Genomic DNA, 17,763 nt, shown 5'->3' on the forward strand with positions numbered 1-17,763 from the left:
CGAACCAGGAGACGTCTTGAAGCTTCTACTCACCTCAGGCGGGGTCACCAACACGAGCATCCGCGATGCTCTGGTCGAGATGTTGGGCAAGCCGATCACCGACTCCACCGCCCTGTGCATCCCCACCGCGATGTACGGGCACCCCTCGGTCGGCCCCGGCACCAGGGCGTGGCAGTTCATCAGCGGGAACTCCGAGAATCCCATGGTCGACCTGGGCTGGAAGTCCGTCGGCGTGCTGGAGCTCACCGCGCTGCCCAGCATCGATGAGGAGCGCTGGGTGCCCCTGGTCCGGGAGACGGACGTCCTGCTGGTGGCGGGCGGCGATGTCCTCTACCTGTGCCACTGGATGCGGGAGTCCGGGCTGGCGGACCTGCTTCCGTCGCTGAGCGAGACGGTCTGGGTGGGGCTGAGCGCGGGCAGCATGGTGATGACCCCCGAGGTCGGGGAGGACTTCATCCAGTGGAGACCGCCGACCGGCGATGACAGCACGTTGGGCATCGTGGACTTCTCGATCTGTCCCCACCTGGCTCAGGAGGGTATGCCGGGCAACTCCATGGACGAGGCAGAACAGTGGGCGGCCGGCATCTCGGGTCCGGCGTACGCGATGGACGACCAGACGGCCATTAAGGTGGTCGACGGATCCGTCGAGGTCGTCTCCGAGGGGCACTGGAAGCTGCTCTGACCCAAAGTCGCGGACACCCGGTCAGGACCGGTCGCGCACCCGCACCAGCCCGCCCAGGGTGCCGATGTACGCCGAGCCGTCGCGGGTGAGCGTGACGGCGGCGTAGTGGTTGTTGCTCAGGGCGCCGAGCCCGGTGCGGACCTTGAACACCGTGCGGCCGGTGCGGACGTCGAGCGCGGAGAGGTACCACGCGTTCGCGCCCCACCAGCTGTGCGGCTTGGTGTAGGCGTAGAGCAGCCCGTTGGCCAGCGAGACCTTCGGCACCGAGGACGGCGCGACCTCGTCCGAGGTCCACCGCACCGAGCACTTCCGGTCGGTCACGTCGACGCGCGCGATTCCGCCGTCGCTGGTCATGCCGAGCATCGTGCTGAGCGGGCCGCCGTACCCGTGGTTGTTCTCCACGATCACGCCGCTGCCGACCGAGACCAGCGAGTTCTCCGTGGCGCTCTCGTCGTCGCCGAAGACCGCCGCCTGGCAGACCAGGTCGCCGCTGCCGGTGCCGTAGAAGGACACGTGCATCCGCGGGTCGGCGTTGTCGGTGATCGCCACCATCCCGCCCGGCAGGAGGGTGGGCGTGCTGCCGCTGCCCTGGCTGAGCTGGCCGGACTTCTGCTCGCTGCCGCGGTCGTACGACGTCCGCCAGGTCACCGTGGGCTTCCCGGACGCGCCGGCCTCGATCCGATAGAGCGCCTCGGTGGTGACGACGAAGGCCCCCGACCTGTCGACCGCGAGCGAGTTGGCCACGTCCTCGTCGAGGTCCAGCGCGCGGATGCGGCCGGAGGCGGGCGAGACCGTGCCGACCCGGCCCTGCTGGGTGACCCACCAGATGTCGCCATGCCAGTCGGGCACCAGCGCGACCAGGCAGTCGTGCGCGGGGATCTCGTCGCCGAGGTCGTAGCTCGCCTCGGTGGTCAGGTCAGGGTCCCCGTCGGCGTCGGAGGTGCCGACGACCAGCACCCGCCTGTCGGTGGTCGCGACGACGGCGTGGTCCTCGTCATCGAGGAAGAAGTAGGCGCCGGCGCAGAGGTCCTCCCACGGCTTCGCACCGTTGTCCGGACGGTCCGGCAGCTCCTTGGTCGCGACCGGGTTCATCGAGTCGGGGTCGATGACGTGCAGCGTGGGCCCGTGCAGGTCGCCGCAGAGCCCGACCAGCCGGTCGTGGGAGTCCACCGCCAGCGAGGCGCACTCCTCGAGGCCGAACCACGAGGTGTCGACCTCGGGCGACTCCCCGAGCGGCCCGGCCCACGCGTAGGTGTCGCTCGCCCAGGCGTCGTCGTGCATCGAGCTCGCACCATTGGGCGCGAGGTGCGGGTGCTGCGCCACGTCCACCGTGATCGGACGGGCGGCGGCGGGGCGGCCGGCGTACCCCGGGGTGACCAGTGCCCCGGGCCCGGGCGGGATCGGCAGCCAGCCGTCCGGGACCAGCACGACGAGTCCGACGAGCGCCAGCACCGACGCGGCGACGGCGCCGGACACGCGCCAGGTCGGCCGCAGCCAAGCCCGCACCCGCGGGACGAGCAGCAGCGCCAGCGCGGCCGGCAGCACCCAGGGCCCGAGCGCGAGCCAGACCAGGCCCACCCCGACCAGGGCGAGCGTGCGCTGGAACCTCATCGACCCCGGGGTCCGAACTCCGGGGCGGCCTTGCGGAACGCCGCATCGCGGGCGACCTTCGTGTTGCGGGCGACCAGCAGGCGGGCCTGCTCGATCCGCTCCCGGGCGAAGGTACGCCGCGGGCTCGAGGTCCAGGTGTCGTCGAAGAGCCGCTTGGTCGCCGCGAGCTGGTCGGGCGAGCGCTCCCGGAGCTGCTCGACGAGGTCGGCGGCGGCCGCCAGCGGGTCGGCGGCGACCCCGGTGACCAGGCCGAGCTCGTGGGCCTGCGCGCCGGTGATGGTCTCGGCGGTCATGGTGAGCCGCTTGGCGGTGTCGATGCCGACCAGCTGCGCCAGGCTCTTGATGCCCGACATGTCGGGGATGATCCCCCACTTGCCCTCGAGGACCGACCAGCGCGAGTCGGGGGTCGCGAACCGGAAGTCGGCGGCCAGCGCGATCTGGAGCCCGCCGCCCAGGCAGTGCCCGTGCACCGCCGCGACGACCGGGACCGGCAGCCGGCGCCAGGCCCAGCAGGCCTCCTGGAAGGTGTTGGTGCCGCGCCACGGCCGGGGCACGAAGCTGGTCACGATCTTCGCCGGCTTCCTCAGCACCGACGCGAAGTCGAGGCCGGCGCAGAACGCGTCCCCCTCGCCGGCGACGACGACCGCGCGCAGCGTCCGGTCCCGCCGCAGCCGGTGGGCCGTGGCGACCAGCTCGTCGAGGAACTCCAGCGTCAGCGCGTTGAGCTTCTCGGGCCGGTCGAGCCGGACCTGTGCGACGCCGTCCTCGACCGTGCAGCTGACCAGGCTCATGCGCCCAAGCCTAGAAGGGCCGTGCGGCCGAGGGTGCGCTATGACGCACCCTCAACCGCACGACCTGGTCACATCAGAAGCTGTCGCTGCGGCGCAGCCGGCGGGTCCGGCCGTCGGGGTCGTGGAGGGTCAGGTACGCCGGGAGGGCGAGCGCGCGGGCCACCGGGCCCAGCTCCGGGGGCTGCAGCCGGCGCAGCCGACCCGGGGGCCGCGGCCCGCGCCGGCCCTCGGCGTGCCACCGGTCGAGGCGCTCCGCGCTCTGCTCGTACGCCGCGAACATGGCGGCCGCGTCGACGCAGTCGGCCATGACCTCCGCCAGCGCCTCCTCGGAGTCGACCGGCCGATCCAGGTGCTCGGCGGCCAGGGTGATCCGGAGCCGCCGGGCGAACCCGTGCGGGTCGGCCCCGTGGTCGACGACGACGGCCGAGAGCTCCGAGTCGTGCGTCCAGGAGCGGCGGTTGAAGTTGTCGGAGCCGATCGTGGCCCACGTGTCGTCGACGATGCAGGCCTTGGCGTGCACGTAGACCGGGGTGCCCGCGTGGTTCTCGATGCCGTAGACCGCGACCCGTCCCGGCGCCGCCCGCATCATCTCGAGCATCGCGCGGCGCCGGCCGAGCAGCTGGGGCGTGCGCGAGACGGCACCGCCGCGGTCGGGGTGCATCGGCACCACGGCGATGACCCGCAGCTCCGGGTGGTCGCGGAGGGCCTGGGTGAACACGTCGCCCACGTGGTGGCCCCAGAGGTACTGGTCCTCCACGTAGATCAGCCGCCGCGCCCGCTCCACCGCCTTGGTGTAGCCGCGGGCCACGCTGCGCTCGCCGCCGTTGGCGAACGGGTAGTCGCGGTCCAGGCGCAGGTCGGGGTAGGTCCGCAGCAGCTGGACGACGTGGGTCCCGCCCTCGACCGGCGGCGGTGGCGGCGCCTGCTCCGGCAGCGGGTCGGGGGTGAGGTCGAGGCCGCCGACCCGGTCCTTGAGGTAGCGCAGCGGGCTGCGGCTCAGCGGCGTCGGGTCCTCCCACCGCTCGCGGAAGACGGTCTCGACGTCGTGCACGGCCGGCCCACTGATGGCGGCCTGGATGTCGTGCCACGGCGGGGTGTCGCCGTACTCGTCGGCGAGCTCCATGGCCTGCGGGTCGCCGTGGTGGTCGGCGTCGTCGCGCCGGGAGTGGCACAGGTCGATGCCGCCGACGTACGCGACGTCCCGGCTCGGGTCGTCGCGGTGGCGGATCACGACCATCTTCTGGTGGTGGGAGCCGCCGAGGCGCACGCGCATGTCGAGCAGCGCCTCCGCGCCGCGGGCCTGGAGCCGCTCGCCGAGGTGGCGGTTCTGCTCGGAGGTGAAGCCGAAGGCCTCCGAGTGCGAGCGCCAGACCAGGCCGCGCACGTCGACCCCGCGCTCGTCCGCGCGGCAGAGCACCTCGCCCACCTCGCTGCCGGGCTCGCCGGTGAGTCGCTCGTCGAAGTCGCCCTGCCAGTCGGTGAAGAAGACCAGGTCGCCGGCGCGGGTCGCCTCGAGGCGCTCGTACAGCTCGGCGAAGTACGTCGCGCCGTGGACGAGCGGGCGGACCAGGTTGCCCTCGGACCACGCCCGCTCACCGGGGTGCCGGTCGTCGAGGCGGGTGCTGGGGTTGCCCCGCTCGCTCCTGGTCAGCAGCCAGTCGGTCGGGTCCTCGACGTCTCGCACGTCTCCACCATGCCCCACGGGCGGCCGCCTCACTCCTCGGGTGCTGGCGACCGGTGCTCCGCTAGCCCGTGCCCGCGACGACGTACGGCGTGCGGCCGGCCAGGCGGGTGACGACGATGCCGGTGACGGTCATGGTCAGCGCGATCCCGGCCAGCACCACGAGCTGGAACTGCGCCGCCGTCGCCGGGCTCGCGCCACCGAAGAGGGCGCCCACGAACGCGCCGGGGAGCGTGACCAGGCCGGTGGACTTGGTCTGGTCGAGGGTGGGCAGCAGCGACTCGCGCACCGCCTCCCGCCCGATCGCCTCGTGGGCCTGCGCCGGAGTGGCGCCGAGGGAGAGCCAGGCCTCGATCTCCTCCTTGCGCGCCCGGGAGCCGCGCAGGAAGTTGCGACCGGCCAGGGTGGCCGCGGTCATCGAGTTGCCGATGATGATGCCGCCGACGGCCACGAGGTAGCGCACCTGGAAGTCCACGAGGCGCAGCCCGAAGATGACGACCAGCGTCACCAGCGCGCCGGCCAGCACGCCGAGGACCGCCGTACGCCGGCCGTTCCAGAGCTCGGCGAGCCGGCCCATCGCCGTCCACGAGGCGGTGGTGAGCATCAGCAGGATGAAGCCGGCGACCGTCCACGGCACGCTCAGGATGCCGCGCAGCAGCAGTGCGATGACGGTCAGCTGGACGACCGCGCGGATGATCGCCCAGAGCGGGAAGAGGCCGAGGCCGACGCCGGCCCAGCGGGCGAGCAGCAGGGTCAGGCCCGTCATCGCCAGCAGCCCGGCGGCGAACCAGGTGTAGTCGGCGACGGTGCTCACGGGGGCATTGTGCCCCGTGGGTCAGGTGCGCCCCCGGCTACAGGTGCCAGACGACGTTGACCTCGTCGCGCTGGCCGAACCGCTCGAGGTGGGCCTTGACGACCTGGGCGAACCGGGCGGCGTCGTCGCCGTCCGGCACGGTCACCTCGACCTCGAGGGCGCCGTCGGTCGGGCGCAGCACCAGCACCTGGCCGGTGTTCCAGCGCTGGATGGTCGCACCCGCCTCGGTGGAGACGGGTCCGCGCTCCGACCAGTGGCTCACGAGCTGCTTGGCGTAGCGCTCGGGCCGGTCGGTCGCCATGGTGCCGTTCACCGTCGTCATCTTGCTGCCCCCTCGTCGTTCGTCCGGCTGCCCGGCGGGGGTCTCCCGCGAGCACCGGTGAGGGCGATCATGCCCAACCGGTGGCTGGGCGCAAGGGCCAACCGGCCGTGGTGCCCGGCCCACCTTCGTGGTGGGCCGGGTACCGGGGGCGTGCCGGGCCGGGGTCAGGCACCCTCGACGACCTCGTGGATGTGGTCGGCGAGCAGCCCGTGCGCCTCCTTGTGGACGGCGATCGCGGCCTCCGGGTCGGGGGCCTCGACGAGGCAGAAGACCTTGCTGTTGGCCTCGTCGACCCAGTAGCTGCGGTAGTCGACGCCGTACCTGCCCTGGACGCTGACGTCGGCCGCGTGGGCGCCCGCGACGTCCTCGCTGGTGGTGCCTGCCGGGACGGTGTGGATGTCCATGTAGAGCGGCATTTTCGTGCTCCGTTCTCGGTGTGGGGATGTGACACCATGAGTCTCATGTCGTGGCGACCTACGAGCCATGACCAAGTCCCCGGCGTACCTGACCAGGACCCCACCCCGGCGCTGTCGGAGGCACTCGCGGGCCTCCGGCTCAGCGGGGCGATCTTCCTGCGGGGGGAGTACACCGAGAACTGGGCCTACGAGTCGATGCCGGCGGGCGACCTCACGTCCGTGCTGGCGCCTGATGCTGCCCGCGTGGTGCTCTTCCACGTCGTGGCGGCCGGCCGCTGCTGGGTGGAGATCGACGGCAGCGAGCGGCTGTGGGCGGAGGCCGGCGACGTGATCGTGCTGCCGTACGGCGACGACCACCGGATGGGCGGCACGAACGACGCGGAGCTGGTGTCGGTGGCCAGCCTGGTCGACCCGCCGCCGTGGGCGGAGATGCCGATGATCCGCTACGGCCAGGGCGGCGACCCGACGGACGTGATCTGCGGCTACCTCATCTCCGACGACCCGCTCTTCGACCCGCGGCTGCGGGCCCTGCCGGGGATCTTCGTGGTGAGCCCGCCGGACGGGCCGGCCCGGGCCTTCGTGAGCGCCAGCATCGAGTACGCCTACCAGCAGACCTCCCGGGTGGGGCTGGACCGGATCGAGGCGCCGACCCAGGTCCCCCAGCTGCTGCTGGTGGAGGTGCTCAAGCTGCACCTGGCCCACGCGCCCGCCTCCGAGCACGGCTGGCTGCGGGCGCTGCGCGACCCGGTCACTGCTCCGGCCATGGCCCGGATCCACGGGGACCCGGGCCGGAAGTGGACGGTGGCCGAGCTGGCCGCCGCCGGGCACGTCTCGGCCTCGCTGCTCGACGAGCGCTTCCGCGGCGTGCTCGGGATGCCGCCGATCCGCTACCTGACCGAGTGGCGGATGCACCTCGCGCGCACCCTGCTGGACAGCGCCGAGGTCGGCGTCGCCGCGATCGCGCGCCGGGTCGGCTACGAGTCCGAGGAGGCGTTCAGCCGGGCCTTCAAGCGGGCCCACGGGGTCGCTCCTAGCCGGTGGCGGCGCGGCGTCGTACCGCCCTCGGGTGCCACACCAGGGAGAGCCGGCTGAGGCGCTTGGTACGCCGCGGCGCGGGGTCGCGGGGCCGGCGGGCCAGCCGCTGCTCCTCGGCGCGGCGGACGCGCTCGTCGTTGGTGTGCCGGACGTAGGCAAGCGCCACGGCGGGGTTCGCGGTGATCGGGTTCATGACCTCACGCTCGCCGTAAGCCCGGCCCGTCACATCGGGCAGTTGCCCTAAGTGGGGCACGAAGGGCCACCTCAGACGGGCGTAGCGTCCGGTCATGTCCTATCCCGAGCCCTCCTACTTCGGCCGCACCGGCGAGGTGACGGCGCGGTTCCGCCCCGTCGGCACGCCCCCGGAGCTGCCCCGGCCCGGCGGCGCCGCGAGCTACCTGGCCACCGGCGCCACGACCGACGGCCGGTTCGGGCTCTACCGCTGGGACATGGGGCCCGAGCCGGGCGGCGCCAACGCGCACTTCCACCGGACGATCAGCGAGTCGTTCTTCGTGCTGTCCGGGACGGTGAAGCTGTTCGACGGCAAGGACTGGGTCGACTCCCACCCTGGCGACTTCGCCTACGTGCCCGAGGGCGGGCTGCACGGCTTCCGCAACGAGTCGGGCGAGCCGGCCTCGCTGCTCATCCTCTTCGCGCCCGGCGCCCCGCGTGAGGCCTACTTCGAGGGGCTGGTGGAGCTGGCGGAGGGGCGCTGGCAGCCCAGCCACGAGGAGCTCCTCGCGTTCTTCGAGGAGCACGACAACCACTACGTGTAGGCGCTCCTGCGACGCTCCGGCCGGGCCGGTCACGACACGCCCGCCCACCCCGGGTCTCCGCCCTCGGCGGGACCAGCGTTCACTGTGGTAGCTGACCAGGCCCTCTCTCGGGGCCCGGCCGTGCACGCTCACCAGCTCACGACCGCAGGAGCCCGTCACCCATGCCTCTCCCCCACACCGTCGCCCGCCGCAAGTTCCTCCTCGGCGCCGGCGCCGCACTCGGGGCCACCGCGGCGGTGGGCCTGACCCGTGCCGGGGCGGCGGCCGCCACGGGCGTGCGCCGACCCGGCAGCCGGCCCAACGTGCTGTGGATCATCACCGACGACCAGCCCCGCCACACCCTTCCCACGATGCCGCGCACCTGGAAGCGGCTGGTCCGGCGTGGGGTGCGGTTCACCCGCGGCAACGTCGCGGCCCCGCTCTGCGGCCCCTCGCGCGCCTCGATGCTGACCAGCATGTACGTCCACAACCACGGCTGCCAGGACAACGAGACGATGGCGGAGTTCAACGGCCAGGGTCTCGACCAGGACACCATCGGGACCCGCATGACGCAGGCCGGGTACACGTGCGGCTACTTCGGCAAGTACATGAACGGCTACAGCGACAGCCCGACGTACGTCGCCCCGGGATGGCAACGCTGGGTCGCCAGCCTCGGCACCGTGAGCCACGAGGTGAACGTCGCGGGCCGGGTCCGCACGGTGGACATGCACGTCGACCAGTTCGCGACCAACCAGCTCAAGAGGTGGCTGAAGCGTCGGGCCACCGAGGCAGCCCCCTGGTTCGCCGTGTTCGCGCCCACCAACCCGCACAGCGACGGCTGGAAGGTCGACAGCTACGGGCCCTCGACGGAGCACGAGCACGACTTCGACGGCGTGGCCTGGAACCCCCCGGCGCTCAACGAGAAGGACATGCGGGACAAGCCCAGCTGGATGCAGGACCTCCCGTTCCAGCGCAGGGCCAAGATGCGGGCGGCCTACGAGGGCAAGCTCGAGGAGCTCCAGGACGTCGACGACCAGGTCAACGCCATCCTGAACCGCCTCGGCAAGCTGGGCATGCTCGACAACACCTGGATCTTCTTCGTCACCGACAACGGCTACATGCTCGGCGAGCACCGGCTGGCCAAGAAGGAGACGGCCTACGAGGAGTGCGTCGGGACGCCGTTCGTGGTGACCGGCCCCGGCGTCCGGCAGGGCAGCCTGTCCCAGAAGCTGGTCTCCACGGTCGACCTGATGCCGACCACGCTGGAGGTGGCCGGCCTCGACCCGGAGGCGGGCCGGCCCCTGGACGGGCGGTCGTTGGTGGGACCGCTCACCACGGGCGACTGGAGCGGCTGGCGCACCCGGATGCTCACCGAGCACCCGCTCAAGAGCTGGGCGCACCTGCGCGAGGGCAACACCGTGCTGGTCGACCACTACGCGGCGGGCGAGCAGGAGGTCTACGACATGGCTGCCGATCCGCACCAGATGAGCAGCCTGCACGCCACCACGGACACCGCCGCGATGACCGCTCGCCTGACCGCGCTGCGCAACGCGAGCGGCCGGACGCTGCGCGCGCTGGAGATGTGAGGACGGACCCGGCTCCCGGGTCGCGGTCCGTGCCGCGTGCGTTCATCCACCGGACGCCCGGGCGTTCCGGGCGCGTAGCCGGCGCGCCTACGGTCGCTCGGATGCAGACCAACTCACCCGTCCCTGCCCGAGCACGCCGAGCCTCGGTCGCACTGGTCGGCCTCGCGGCCGCGGCGATCACCCCGGTCGCGCTTGCCGCCCCCGACCACACCGGCCCGGCGGCGACGTCGTCCAGCTCCACGCGGGCGCTCGACCTCGGACCCGCCGACCTCACCGAGACCCGTCGTACGACGACGCTCCAGCCGGGCGTCACGCTGACCCGCATCGACCGCGGGCACAGCGACCCCAGCCTGTCCTGGACCAACGAGATCTCGATCCCCGCCGGCGCCACCTCGCCGGACCCGGACGCGCCGCCGCGCTCGATCTCCGACCGCGCCAGCGCGCAGGCCGAGGCCGACCGCCTCGAGGGCGAGGGCTTCACCGCCCGGGTCGAGGAGGTGCGCCAGCCGGAGACCGCGGACGTCCCGGCCGGGGTCCTGGGCTACCGGGTCCGGGTCGGCAGCTACCCGACCCAGGCCGAGGCGGACGCCGGCAGGGCCCGCCTGGCGCAGGCCGGGGAGACCGCCAGCAGCGTCTACACCGGCTGGGACGGCGACGCCTCGGACCGCGGGCCGTGGCACGTCAACGTGCTGCGGATCGACCCCGGGAAGTTCGACGGCCGGCTCGCCGGCTCCTTCGGGCCCGACCTCTACCACCGGGAGACCACCTCCCAGCTGGCGGCGGCCGGCGGCGCGACCGCCGCGGTCAACGCGGGGTTCTTCGTGCTCGACCCCGCCTCCGGCGCACCCGGTGACCCGGCCGGCGCCGGCGTGTACGACGGCCGCGTGCTCTCGGAGTCCACCGACGGCCGCCCGGCGCTGGTGCTCCACGACGACGCCCGCCGCAGCGCCGTGCGGCGGCTGACCTGGGGCGGGGTGGCCCGGATCTCCGACAAGGCGGTGGCCCTCGACGGCGTCGACCGGGTGCCCGGCCTGATCCGCAACTGCGGTGGGGACACCACCGACTCCCCCACCGACCTGCCGCTGCACGACGTCACCTGCACCGACGGCAGCGAGCTGGTCGCCTTCACGCCCGAGTACGGCGACAGCACGCCGACCGGCGACGGCCGCGAGGTGGTCCTCGAGCACGGCGTGGTGACCGCTGTCCGCGACAGCCGCGGCACGGCCCTCGCGCCGGGGCAGACCTCGCTGCAGGCCACCGGCGACGACGCCGCGCTGCTCGACGGCGTGGCCGTCGGCGACGAGGTCCCGGTCCGCACCCGCCTCGAGGCCGGTGGCTCCCCGCTCGCCACCCCGCGCGGCACCACCGTCACCAATGGCGGCCCGCTGCTGGTCCGCGACGGCGAGGTCCACATCACCCAGCGCCGCGACGGCTTCGTGCACCCGGGCGACCCGAGCTTCGCCTACGGCTGGTTCGTCAAGCGCAACCCCCGCACGATCGCGGGCGTCGACGGCCAGGGCCGCACCGTGCTCATCACGGTCGACGGCCGGTCCGCCCGGGATCTCGGCCTCTCGGTCCCCGAGGCGGCCGACGTGGCGCGCTCGCTGGGCCTGGTCGACGCGATCAACCTCGACGGTGGCGGGTCGACCACGATGGTCGTCAACGGCTCCGTGATCTCGCACCCGTCCGACGCCACCGGGGAGCGGCCGGTCGGCGACGCACTGCTGATCCAGCCCTGACCCCGTCGGGTCGTGTGCCCGAGGACGCGTTAGGACGCGTTGTCAGGCACACGACCCCTCCGGGCTCGCCGTATCACGGCCATCCCGGTGCCGTACGCCGTTCACCGCGGCGTACGGCGCGCTGCGCAGGCTCGCCCGCATGATGACTCGGAACATCACGGGCGGCCTCGCCCTCCTGCTCGGCGCGGTCCTCGCGACCACGCCCGTCCAGCCGGCCCCCGCCCAGGCGGCGGCCGACCAACCCACCTTCGACCTGCAGGCGCACCGCGGCGGGATCGGCCTCACGGTCGAGAACACGCTGGCGTCGTTCGACAAGGCGATCCGGCTCGGCGTCAGCACGCTCGAGCTCGACGTCCAGATCACCCAGGACGGCCAGGCGGTGATCACGCACGACCGCAAGGTCAACGGCGCCAAGTGCGAGGACACCGGGCCGGCCACGCCCGGCGACCCGGAGTACCCCTACGTCGGCAAGTACGTGAACACCCTGTCCCTCGCGCAGGTCCGCACCCTCGACTGCGGCAGCCGGACGCTGCCGCAGTTCCCCCAGCAGCAGGCCTCGCCCGGCGAGCGGATGCCGCTGCTGAGCGAGGTCTTCGACCTGGTCCGGGCGTACGACGCGGACGCCGTGAAGCTCAACGTCGAGACCAAGGTCGAGGCGGGCGCCCCCAGCGAGACCGCCCCGCGCGAGCAGTTCGTCCAGGTCGTCGACCACGAGGTCCGCGCCGCGGGCATTGCCCGGCAGGTGACGATCCAGAGCTTCGACTGGGGCTCGCTGATGCGGATGCACGAGGTCGACCCGCGGCTGCCGCTGGTGGCGCTGACCAACTACGACTTCCTCCAGGTGGGCGAGCCGGGCAGGTCCCCATGGCTCGGCGGGCTCGACATCGACGACTTCGGCGGCGACCCGATCAAGGCCATCGACAGCTTCGGCGCCGCGGCGTTCTCGCCGGTGCACGGCTTCCCGCAGGACGGCAAGGTCACCGACGACGACTACAAGCCCTACGTCACCAGGGAGATGGTCGACGAGGCGCACGCGCACGGCATCGCGGTCATCCCGTGGACCGTCGACGACGCACCGACGATGAACAAGCTCATCGACGACGGCGTCGACGGACTGATCACCGACTACCCGGACCGGCTGCGCCAGGTGCTCGCCGACCGCGGCTACGCGCTGCCCCCGGCGTACGACACCGCCGACCAGGCGACGCCGCTGCAGCGGGCGCACGCGCACAACGACTACGAGCACCGGCGCCCGCTCCAGGACGCGCTGGACCACGGCTTCACCAGCGTGGAGGCCGACGTGTGGCTGGTCGACGGGCAGCTGCTCGTGGCCCACGACCGGGACCAGGTGGTGCCGGGCCGCACGCTCGAGCGCCTCTACCTCTCGCCGCTCGAGGCGCGCCGGAAGATGAACGGCGGCACCGAGTACCCGGACTGGCACGGCACCTTCCAGCTGCTCATCGACGCGAAGTCCGACGCCGGGGCGACCTGGACCGCGATCGACCGGGTGCTCCGCGAGCACCCGAACCTGATGACGACGTTCACCGCCTCCGAGACCCACCCCGGCGCGGTGACCGCGATCATCAGCGGCAACCGGGACCGGGCGGCGATGCTCGCCCAGCCGACCCGCTACGCCGGGTACGACGGCCGCCTCGCCGACCTGTCCTCCGGGACTCCCGCCTCGTTCATGCCGCTGGTCAGCGACAACTGGACCAAGAGCTTCACCTGGGACGGCACCGGGCCGATGCCCGCCGCCGAGGAGCAGAAGCTGCGCGACATCGTGGCGCAGGCGCACCAGCACGACTACCGGCTGCGGTTCTGGGCGACGCCCGACAAGGCCGGGCCGGCGCGTGACCGGCTGTGGTCGAAGCTCGTCGAGGTCGGTGTCGACCAGATCAACACCGACGACCTGGACGGGCTGCAGCGCTTCCTCGGGAACTGATCGTCCCCTGCTCGCCCGAGGCCATCCCGGCCGGAGCCCTGCGTGGTTTCCGGTCCGGGGTGGCCTCTTGGCGTTGGCCCCCGGGCGTCGCTCCGGCTTCGGCAGGTACGGCCGGGTTCGGCAAACAACTCGGATGGCGGTGCCTAAATGCCAAGCACGTCCGGAGCCGAGATCCGGTAGATGGGAAGCTGACGGTCACCTTCCGATTCGAGTGTCCGCGCTCAGGGCGGACTCGTGTACTCGCTGAGCAACCCGCCCGCTCGGTCCGCGATCACCGCACGGTACTGCCCCAGCGCCCTGGTCGCGTCGGGGCGATGGATGCGGGCGGCCCATCGGCCTCGGACGACGGGCACGACGAACCGCTCACCGGTGTCGGCAAAGGTGAACACGATCCGGCGCGCATCCGTGGCGATCTGCCCGCGCTCGTCGTACAAAGTGCCGCTGCCGTGCCACAGCTGTCCTGCGATCGGTGTGTGGGCGGTCTTGATGCTCAGGGACGAGCCGTTGAACGAACGCTCGCCGACGAGGTCGTGGCCGTCTCCGGACTGTCGACGGCCGAGCTGGACGTCACTCAGGACGGGCAGATCGACCACCTGCCCGCTCCCGGAGTCCCAGCCCGGTGGCTGCAGGCTGCAGTACGCCGTGTAGCCGTTCGTCGAGGCCAGCACCGCCTCCACCCCTTGGGCCGCTGCCATCGACGTCAGCACGGACCAACCGGTGAAGTCGTGCCCGGCCACCGAGCCGCACTGAAGGAGGATGCCTGAGTCGTCGGTCGCGATCGGTTCAGGCACGTTCCGGGGCAGGATCACATCCTGGAGGCGGCACTCGACGCGGACGGCCTCATCGTCCCGTCTGGCGATGACCTGGCGCCGAAGGGTGTTTCTGTTGCTCAGCACCAGGACCCAGTCCGCCGCCGGGTCATGACCCGCCGCCAGTATTTCATCGCGGCAACCTGTCGCCAGGTGGGAGTTGATCTCTCCGGGGAACTCCGGCTCGTATACGAACGGCGTGTAGGCCCCCGCCGGGTCCGCCGCCGGGTCCGCCGCCGCACTTTTCGAAATCGCGGAGCGACCCGGCCTAGATCCGTCGCTCGCGAGGGTCTCGGAGGCAACAGGGGCGCAACCAACGGTCAGGGCCATAGCCGCGATCCGCGCGGGAACGTGCCACTCAGCCGACGTGGCGCCCTCCCTGCCGCACAATGACGCAGTGAGCAACCAGGTGAGCCCGCTGGTCCAGCGCAGGGACCGTTCATGGCGAGACTTCGCTGCGGGCGCCGTCGGCGCTGCGATCGTTCTGCTGCTCGGCTGCGGTGTGCTGGCCCCGCGGTCCGCGGAGCTGGCAGCGCTTGGACAGACCGTTATCGGCATTGGTCTGGCCGTCGCCGCCGTAGGTGCTGTGCTCTGCGCCGCTCGGACGACACGGGCCGTTGGAGCAGGAGTTGTCACAGGGGTCGTCGTTGGCGTGGCTGTTGCATGGTCCGCACTCATCGCCTACGTCGGGCTTCTCATGCGCTGACCCCGATGGGTCGACCATAGGGCGCGTGGGCGCGGGACCCGATCCTGCCGCATAGTGCGCGCGTCAGCGCGAGCGGAACAAGCAGCCGCGATCCGGTCGGCGGCATGGCGCCCGCTCGTGCCACCGGTCGAGTGGGTCTTGGAGTCGCACCATTTTCGTCTTACGATATCTATGTGGTGACTGAGGATCAGATCAAGAAGTGGGCCGATGAGGCTGAGGCCGGCTACGACGTCGAGGAGTTGAAGCGTCGCGGTCGTGGGCGCCCTGGACGTGGTGCCGAGCCGATGCAGGTCGTCGCCGTTCGGCTGACTGCCGAAGAACTCGAAGCCCTGGATGCCATGGCCGCGAAGAACGCGATGAGCAGGTCCGAAGCAATTCGCGCCGCCCTCGCCCACTTTGCAGCGTGAAGGTCCACCCCGGGGCGTTGAAGCATGGCGTCACAGCCGAGGATGCTGTGCAAGCGGCCGAGTGGTCCCTATGGATCGAACCGCTCGACGACGCCCACCGGAGCGCGAGCTCCGCCTGGGGTTCGACACCAATGCGCGGCTACTGGAGACAGTCGTCCTCGTCTTCGAGAACGGTGATGAACTTGTTATCCACGCGATGCCAGCTCGCAAGAGGTACCTCGACCTGCTGCCCTGATTAGCCTGGTCCCGGTCGACTCGCACCGACGCACTACTTTGCCGCGATCCGCTCGATCGTGCCGATGAGCGTGCTTGCGCTTCAGCCTGGCGGTCACCGACCTAGTGGAAGGTCGGGCAGGCTCGCGATGAGCGAGCGAACCTCGTTCTTCGTGGCCCCGACGCGTGTATGAAAGTCCCGGTCGTCGCCCGTCTCCAACGCTTCGATCATCAGCGACTGGACGAGGAAGAACTCGGCCCTGCTCATGCGCACGGCGATCTCCTCGCCGTGGTCCTCCACCTTCACGCGCTTCACCTCTCACTCGACGTAAGCACTATGCCGCGTCGCCCTCTCATGCCGCGATCCGCTCGTGGGGATCAACGTCCCGGGGGCCGGCCGGTCAAAATAGGCACCCGCTATCCGAGTTGTTTGCCGAACTCAGGTACGGCTGGGGTCCGCTTGCGTCCGGCCATCTCCCGGCGTGCGGGTCTCCTCTGGTCGCGGTCTTGGCTGGCTACGGCGGAGGTCCGCTCGGGGTTCCGGCCGGCTCCCGGCTCACGGCCGGAACCCATCCGAAAATTCTCTCGAAAGTTTCTTCTCATAGCGTCTCATCAGGTGAGATACCCACAGGTCAGGAGCCCGGGACTGTCGGTGGGCTCTGGTTGAGTCAGGACATGGAGCAGCCCACCGATCTCCCCACCACCCCGGCCGGGGTGGTCGCGGACGTGAACGGTCGGCTGGCCTGCCTGGACGAGGCGCTGTGGGCGGCCAAGACGTCGGAGGAGCTGGTCGAGGCGGTCGCCGAGGCCGAGACGCTCCGCGCGCACCTGGCCGGCCTGGAGGCCTCGATGCTGGCCGAGATCGAGGCCCGGAAGGTCCCGAAGCAGGAGCTGGCCTGGTCCTCGACGGCCGGCTGGTTCACCCACCTGGCCGGGATGAAGCGGGGCCAGGGGCACCGCGCCGTCGAACACGCCCCGCTCCTGGTCGGCGAGCGGACCGCCACCCACGCGGCGCTGCTGGCCGGACGGGTCTCCCCGGAGCAGGCCGCGATCATCGTGGCCGCGATCGAGAAGCTGCCCCTCAACCCCGCGGTCCGGGCGGAGGGCGAACAGCTGCTGCTGGAGGCGGCGTCCCGGCTGACCGCGACCGAGCTGCACCATGCCGCCAAGCGCCTGGTGCTGGTGGTCGACCCCGAGAAGGCCGAACGCGACGCCGAGAAGGCCCTGGACCGTGAGGACCGGGCCGCGCACCTGCACCGGCACCTGTCCATCACCGAGGACGGCGCCGGCGGGATCCGGCTCCGCGGCCGCGGCACCGTCGAGGACGCCGCCGTGTTGAAGGCCGCCCTCCTCCCGCTCACCAAGCCCGCACCCGCGGTCGATGAAGAGGACCCGGACTGCGAGACCCTCACCGACCCGCGTGACCACGGTGCCCGGCTGTGGGATGCGTTGGTGGCCACCGCCCAGCACGCCCTGGACACCGACCTGCCCCCGGACTGCCACGGCGCCCGACCCCGGGTCACCGTCACCACCAGCCTCGACGTCCTGCGCCAGCAGATCGACTGGGCCACCCTCGGCACCACCACCAGCACCGCCGCGCCCCTGGGTGCCATCACCGACGACGGGCTCGAGCTGGCCCCGTCGGTGATCCGCCGGCTGGCCTGCGACGCCGACATCATCCCCATCGCCCTCGGCGGCAAGGGCGAGGTCCTCGACGTCGGCCGCACCAGCCGGCTGGTCACCCCGGCCCTCTGGCGGGCCGTGGTCTGCCGGGACCGGCACTGCACCTTCCCCGGCTGCACCCGCCCCCCGATCATGTGCCACGCCCACCACATCACCCACTGGGTCGACGGCGGCCACACCAAGCTCGACAACCTCGTCCTCCTCTGCGGCCAGCACCACCGCGTCATCCACCACACCCCCTGGCAGGTCCGGCTCAACCCCCACGACGGGAGACCCGAGTTCCTCCCGCCACCGAAACGCGGGCACCCACCCCCGGACTGGATCAGAAGCCGACCAAGACGCGAGTGAACGCAGTCAGCGACGCAACCAACCACCCCCCACCCAGCCAGAAGCGGCGAGGGCGAGGCTGCCGCACCGTGGGGTCGGCAGCGCGGGCAGGGCGCGAGGAGCGTAAAAGCGAGCCGGGGGGCGCCGCCACGGCGCGCAACCCCAAGCAGACGACGCTGCGGCGCCAACGGCGAAGCAAGCGACGGCGCCCTGCCCGCGCAGCCGACCCCACCGATGAGACCCC

At 72.0% G+C, this 17,763-nt stretch carries 17 protein-coding genes; 8 read left to right on the forward strand and 9 right to left on the reverse strand.

Annotation, left to right across the window (positions count from 1 at the left end; translation table 11 throughout):
- Positions 1-16: 16 nt before the first annotated feature.
- The gene (locus ABD268_RS22290; protein ID WP_344157996.1) at positions 17-682 is read left to right on the forward strand and encodes a Type 1 glutamine amidotransferase-like domain-containing protein; all 666 of its coding nucleotides are present in this window, start codon (positions 17-19) and stop codon (positions 680-682) included.
- Between the two features lie 21 nt (positions 683-703).
- Here ABD268_RS22290 and ABD268_RS22295 read toward each other — a convergent pair whose 3' ends face one another.
- The 6 genes from ABD268_RS22295 to ABD268_RS22320 form a co-directional block, all read right to left on the reverse strand.
- Positions 704-2,293: an SMP-30/gluconolactonase/LRE family protein gene (locus tag ABD268_RS22295; protein ID WP_344157998.1), complete on the reverse strand. Its 1,590-nt coding sequence runs from the start codon at positions 2,291-2,293 to the stop codon at positions 704-706.
- Positions 2,290-3,084, reverse strand: a complete 795-nt coding sequence (locus ABD268_RS22300) for a crotonase/enoyl-CoA hydratase family protein (RefSeq protein ID WP_344158001.1) — start codon at positions 3,082-3,084, stop codon at positions 2,290-2,292. Before ABD268_RS22300 ends, ABD268_RS22295 begins: the two co-directional genes overlap by 4 nt.
- Positions 3,085-3,157: 73 nt before the next feature.
- On the reverse strand, positions 3,158-4,768 hold the full coding sequence (locus ABD268_RS22305; protein WP_344158004.1) for a phospholipase D family protein: 1,611 nt from the start codon (positions 4,766-4,768) through the stop codon (positions 3,158-3,160).
- Positions 4,769-4,829: 61 nt separating this feature from the next.
- Positions 4,830-5,579 carry an ABC transporter permease gene (locus ABD268_RS22310; protein WP_344158007.1) on the reverse strand — a complete coding sequence of 250 codons (750 nt, stop codon included), beginning with the start codon at positions 5,577-5,579 and terminating at the stop codon, positions 4,830-4,832.
- 37 nt (positions 5,580-5,616) lie between these two features.
- Positions 5,617-5,901 carry a DUF2218 domain-containing protein gene (locus tag ABD268_RS22315; protein WP_344158010.1) on the reverse strand — a complete coding sequence of 95 codons (285 nt, stop codon included), beginning with the start codon at positions 5,899-5,901 and terminating at the stop codon, positions 5,617-5,619.
- 164 nt (positions 5,902-6,065) lie between these two features.
- On the reverse strand, positions 6,066-6,317 hold the full coding sequence (locus ABD268_RS22320; RefSeq protein ID WP_344158013.1) for a DUF4242 domain-containing protein: 252 nt from the start codon (positions 6,315-6,317) through the stop codon (positions 6,066-6,068).
- A gap of 45 nt (positions 6,318-6,362) precedes the next feature.
- On the opposite strand from ABD268_RS22320, the gene ABD268_RS22325 reads away from it, so the two are divergent.
- Positions 6,363-7,409 carry an AraC family transcriptional regulator gene (locus ABD268_RS22325; RefSeq protein WP_344158016.1) on the forward strand — a complete coding sequence of 349 codons (1,047 nt, stop codon included), beginning with the start codon at positions 6,363-6,365 and terminating at the stop codon, positions 7,407-7,409.
- Here ABD268_RS22325 and ABD268_RS22330 read toward each other — a convergent pair.
- Positions 7,348-7,545, reverse strand: coding sequence for a hypothetical protein (locus ABD268_RS22330; protein WP_344158019.1), 198 nt, complete (start codon positions 7,543-7,545; stop codon positions 7,348-7,350). The genes ABD268_RS22325 and ABD268_RS22330 overlap by 62 nt on opposite strands.
- 94 nt (positions 7,546-7,639) lie before the next feature.
- On the opposite strand from ABD268_RS22330, the gene ABD268_RS22335 reads away from it, so the two are divergent.
- From ABD268_RS22335 to ABD268_RS22350, 4 genes are all read left to right on the forward strand, one after another.
- Positions 7,640-8,128, forward strand: a complete 489-nt coding sequence (locus tag ABD268_RS22335; protein WP_344158022.1) for a cupin domain-containing protein — start codon at positions 7,640-7,642, stop codon at positions 8,126-8,128.
- A gap of 161 nt (positions 8,129-8,289) precedes the next feature.
- On the forward strand, positions 8,290-9,693 hold the full coding sequence (locus ABD268_RS22340; RefSeq protein ID WP_344158024.1) for a sulfatase-like hydrolase/transferase: 1,404 nt from the start codon (positions 8,290-8,292) through the stop codon (positions 9,691-9,693).
- A gap of 101 nt (positions 9,694-9,794) precedes the next feature.
- Positions 9,795-11,432 carry a phosphodiester glycosidase family protein gene (locus tag ABD268_RS22345; RefSeq protein WP_344158027.1) on the forward strand — a complete coding sequence of 546 codons (1,638 nt, stop codon included), beginning with the start codon at positions 9,795-9,797 and terminating at the stop codon, positions 11,430-11,432.
- Between the two features lie 139 nt (positions 11,433-11,571).
- Complete coding sequence (locus ABD268_RS22350) at positions 11,572-13,374, forward strand: glycerophosphodiester phosphodiesterase family protein (RefSeq protein WP_344158030.1); 1,803 nt, start codon at positions 11,572-11,574, stop codon at positions 13,372-13,374.
- Positions 13,375-13,595: 221 nt separating this feature from the next.
- Here ABD268_RS22350 and ABD268_RS22355 read toward each other — a convergent pair whose 3' ends face one another.
- On the reverse strand, positions 13,596-14,513 hold the full coding sequence (locus tag ABD268_RS22355) for a hypothetical protein (RefSeq protein WP_344158033.1): 918 nt from the start codon (positions 14,511-14,513) through the stop codon (positions 13,596-13,598).
- Between the two features lie 549 nt (positions 14,514-15,062).
- Here ABD268_RS22355 and ABD268_RS22360 point away from each other — a divergent pair.
- The gene (locus ABD268_RS22360; RefSeq protein ID WP_344158036.1) at positions 15,063-15,296 is read left to right on the forward strand and encodes a ribbon-helix-helix protein, CopG family; all 234 of its coding nucleotides are present in this window, start codon (positions 15,063-15,065) and stop codon (positions 15,294-15,296) included.
- 328 nt (positions 15,297-15,624) lie between these two features.
- Here the strand turns inward: ABD268_RS22360 and ABD268_RS22365 are convergent, their stop codons facing one another.
- A complete protein-coding gene (locus ABD268_RS22365; RefSeq protein ID WP_344158039.1) occupies positions 15,625-15,816 on the reverse strand; it encodes a hypothetical protein in 192 nt (63 codons plus the stop codon).
- A 368-nt stretch (positions 15,817-16,184) separates the two neighbouring features.
- On the opposite strand from ABD268_RS22365, the gene ABD268_RS22370 reads away from it, so the two are divergent.
- Positions 16,185-17,540 carry an HNH endonuclease signature motif containing protein gene (locus ABD268_RS22370; protein ID WP_344158041.1) on the forward strand — a complete coding sequence of 452 codons (1,356 nt, stop codon included), beginning with the start codon at positions 16,185-16,187 and terminating at the stop codon, positions 17,538-17,540.
- Positions 17,541-17,763: the final 223 nt, after the last annotated feature.

This window comes from Nocardioides koreensis (assembly GCF_039531775.1).
GTDB lineage: Bacteria > Actinomycetota > Actinomycetes > Propionibacteriales > Nocardioidaceae > Nocardioides > Nocardioides koreensis.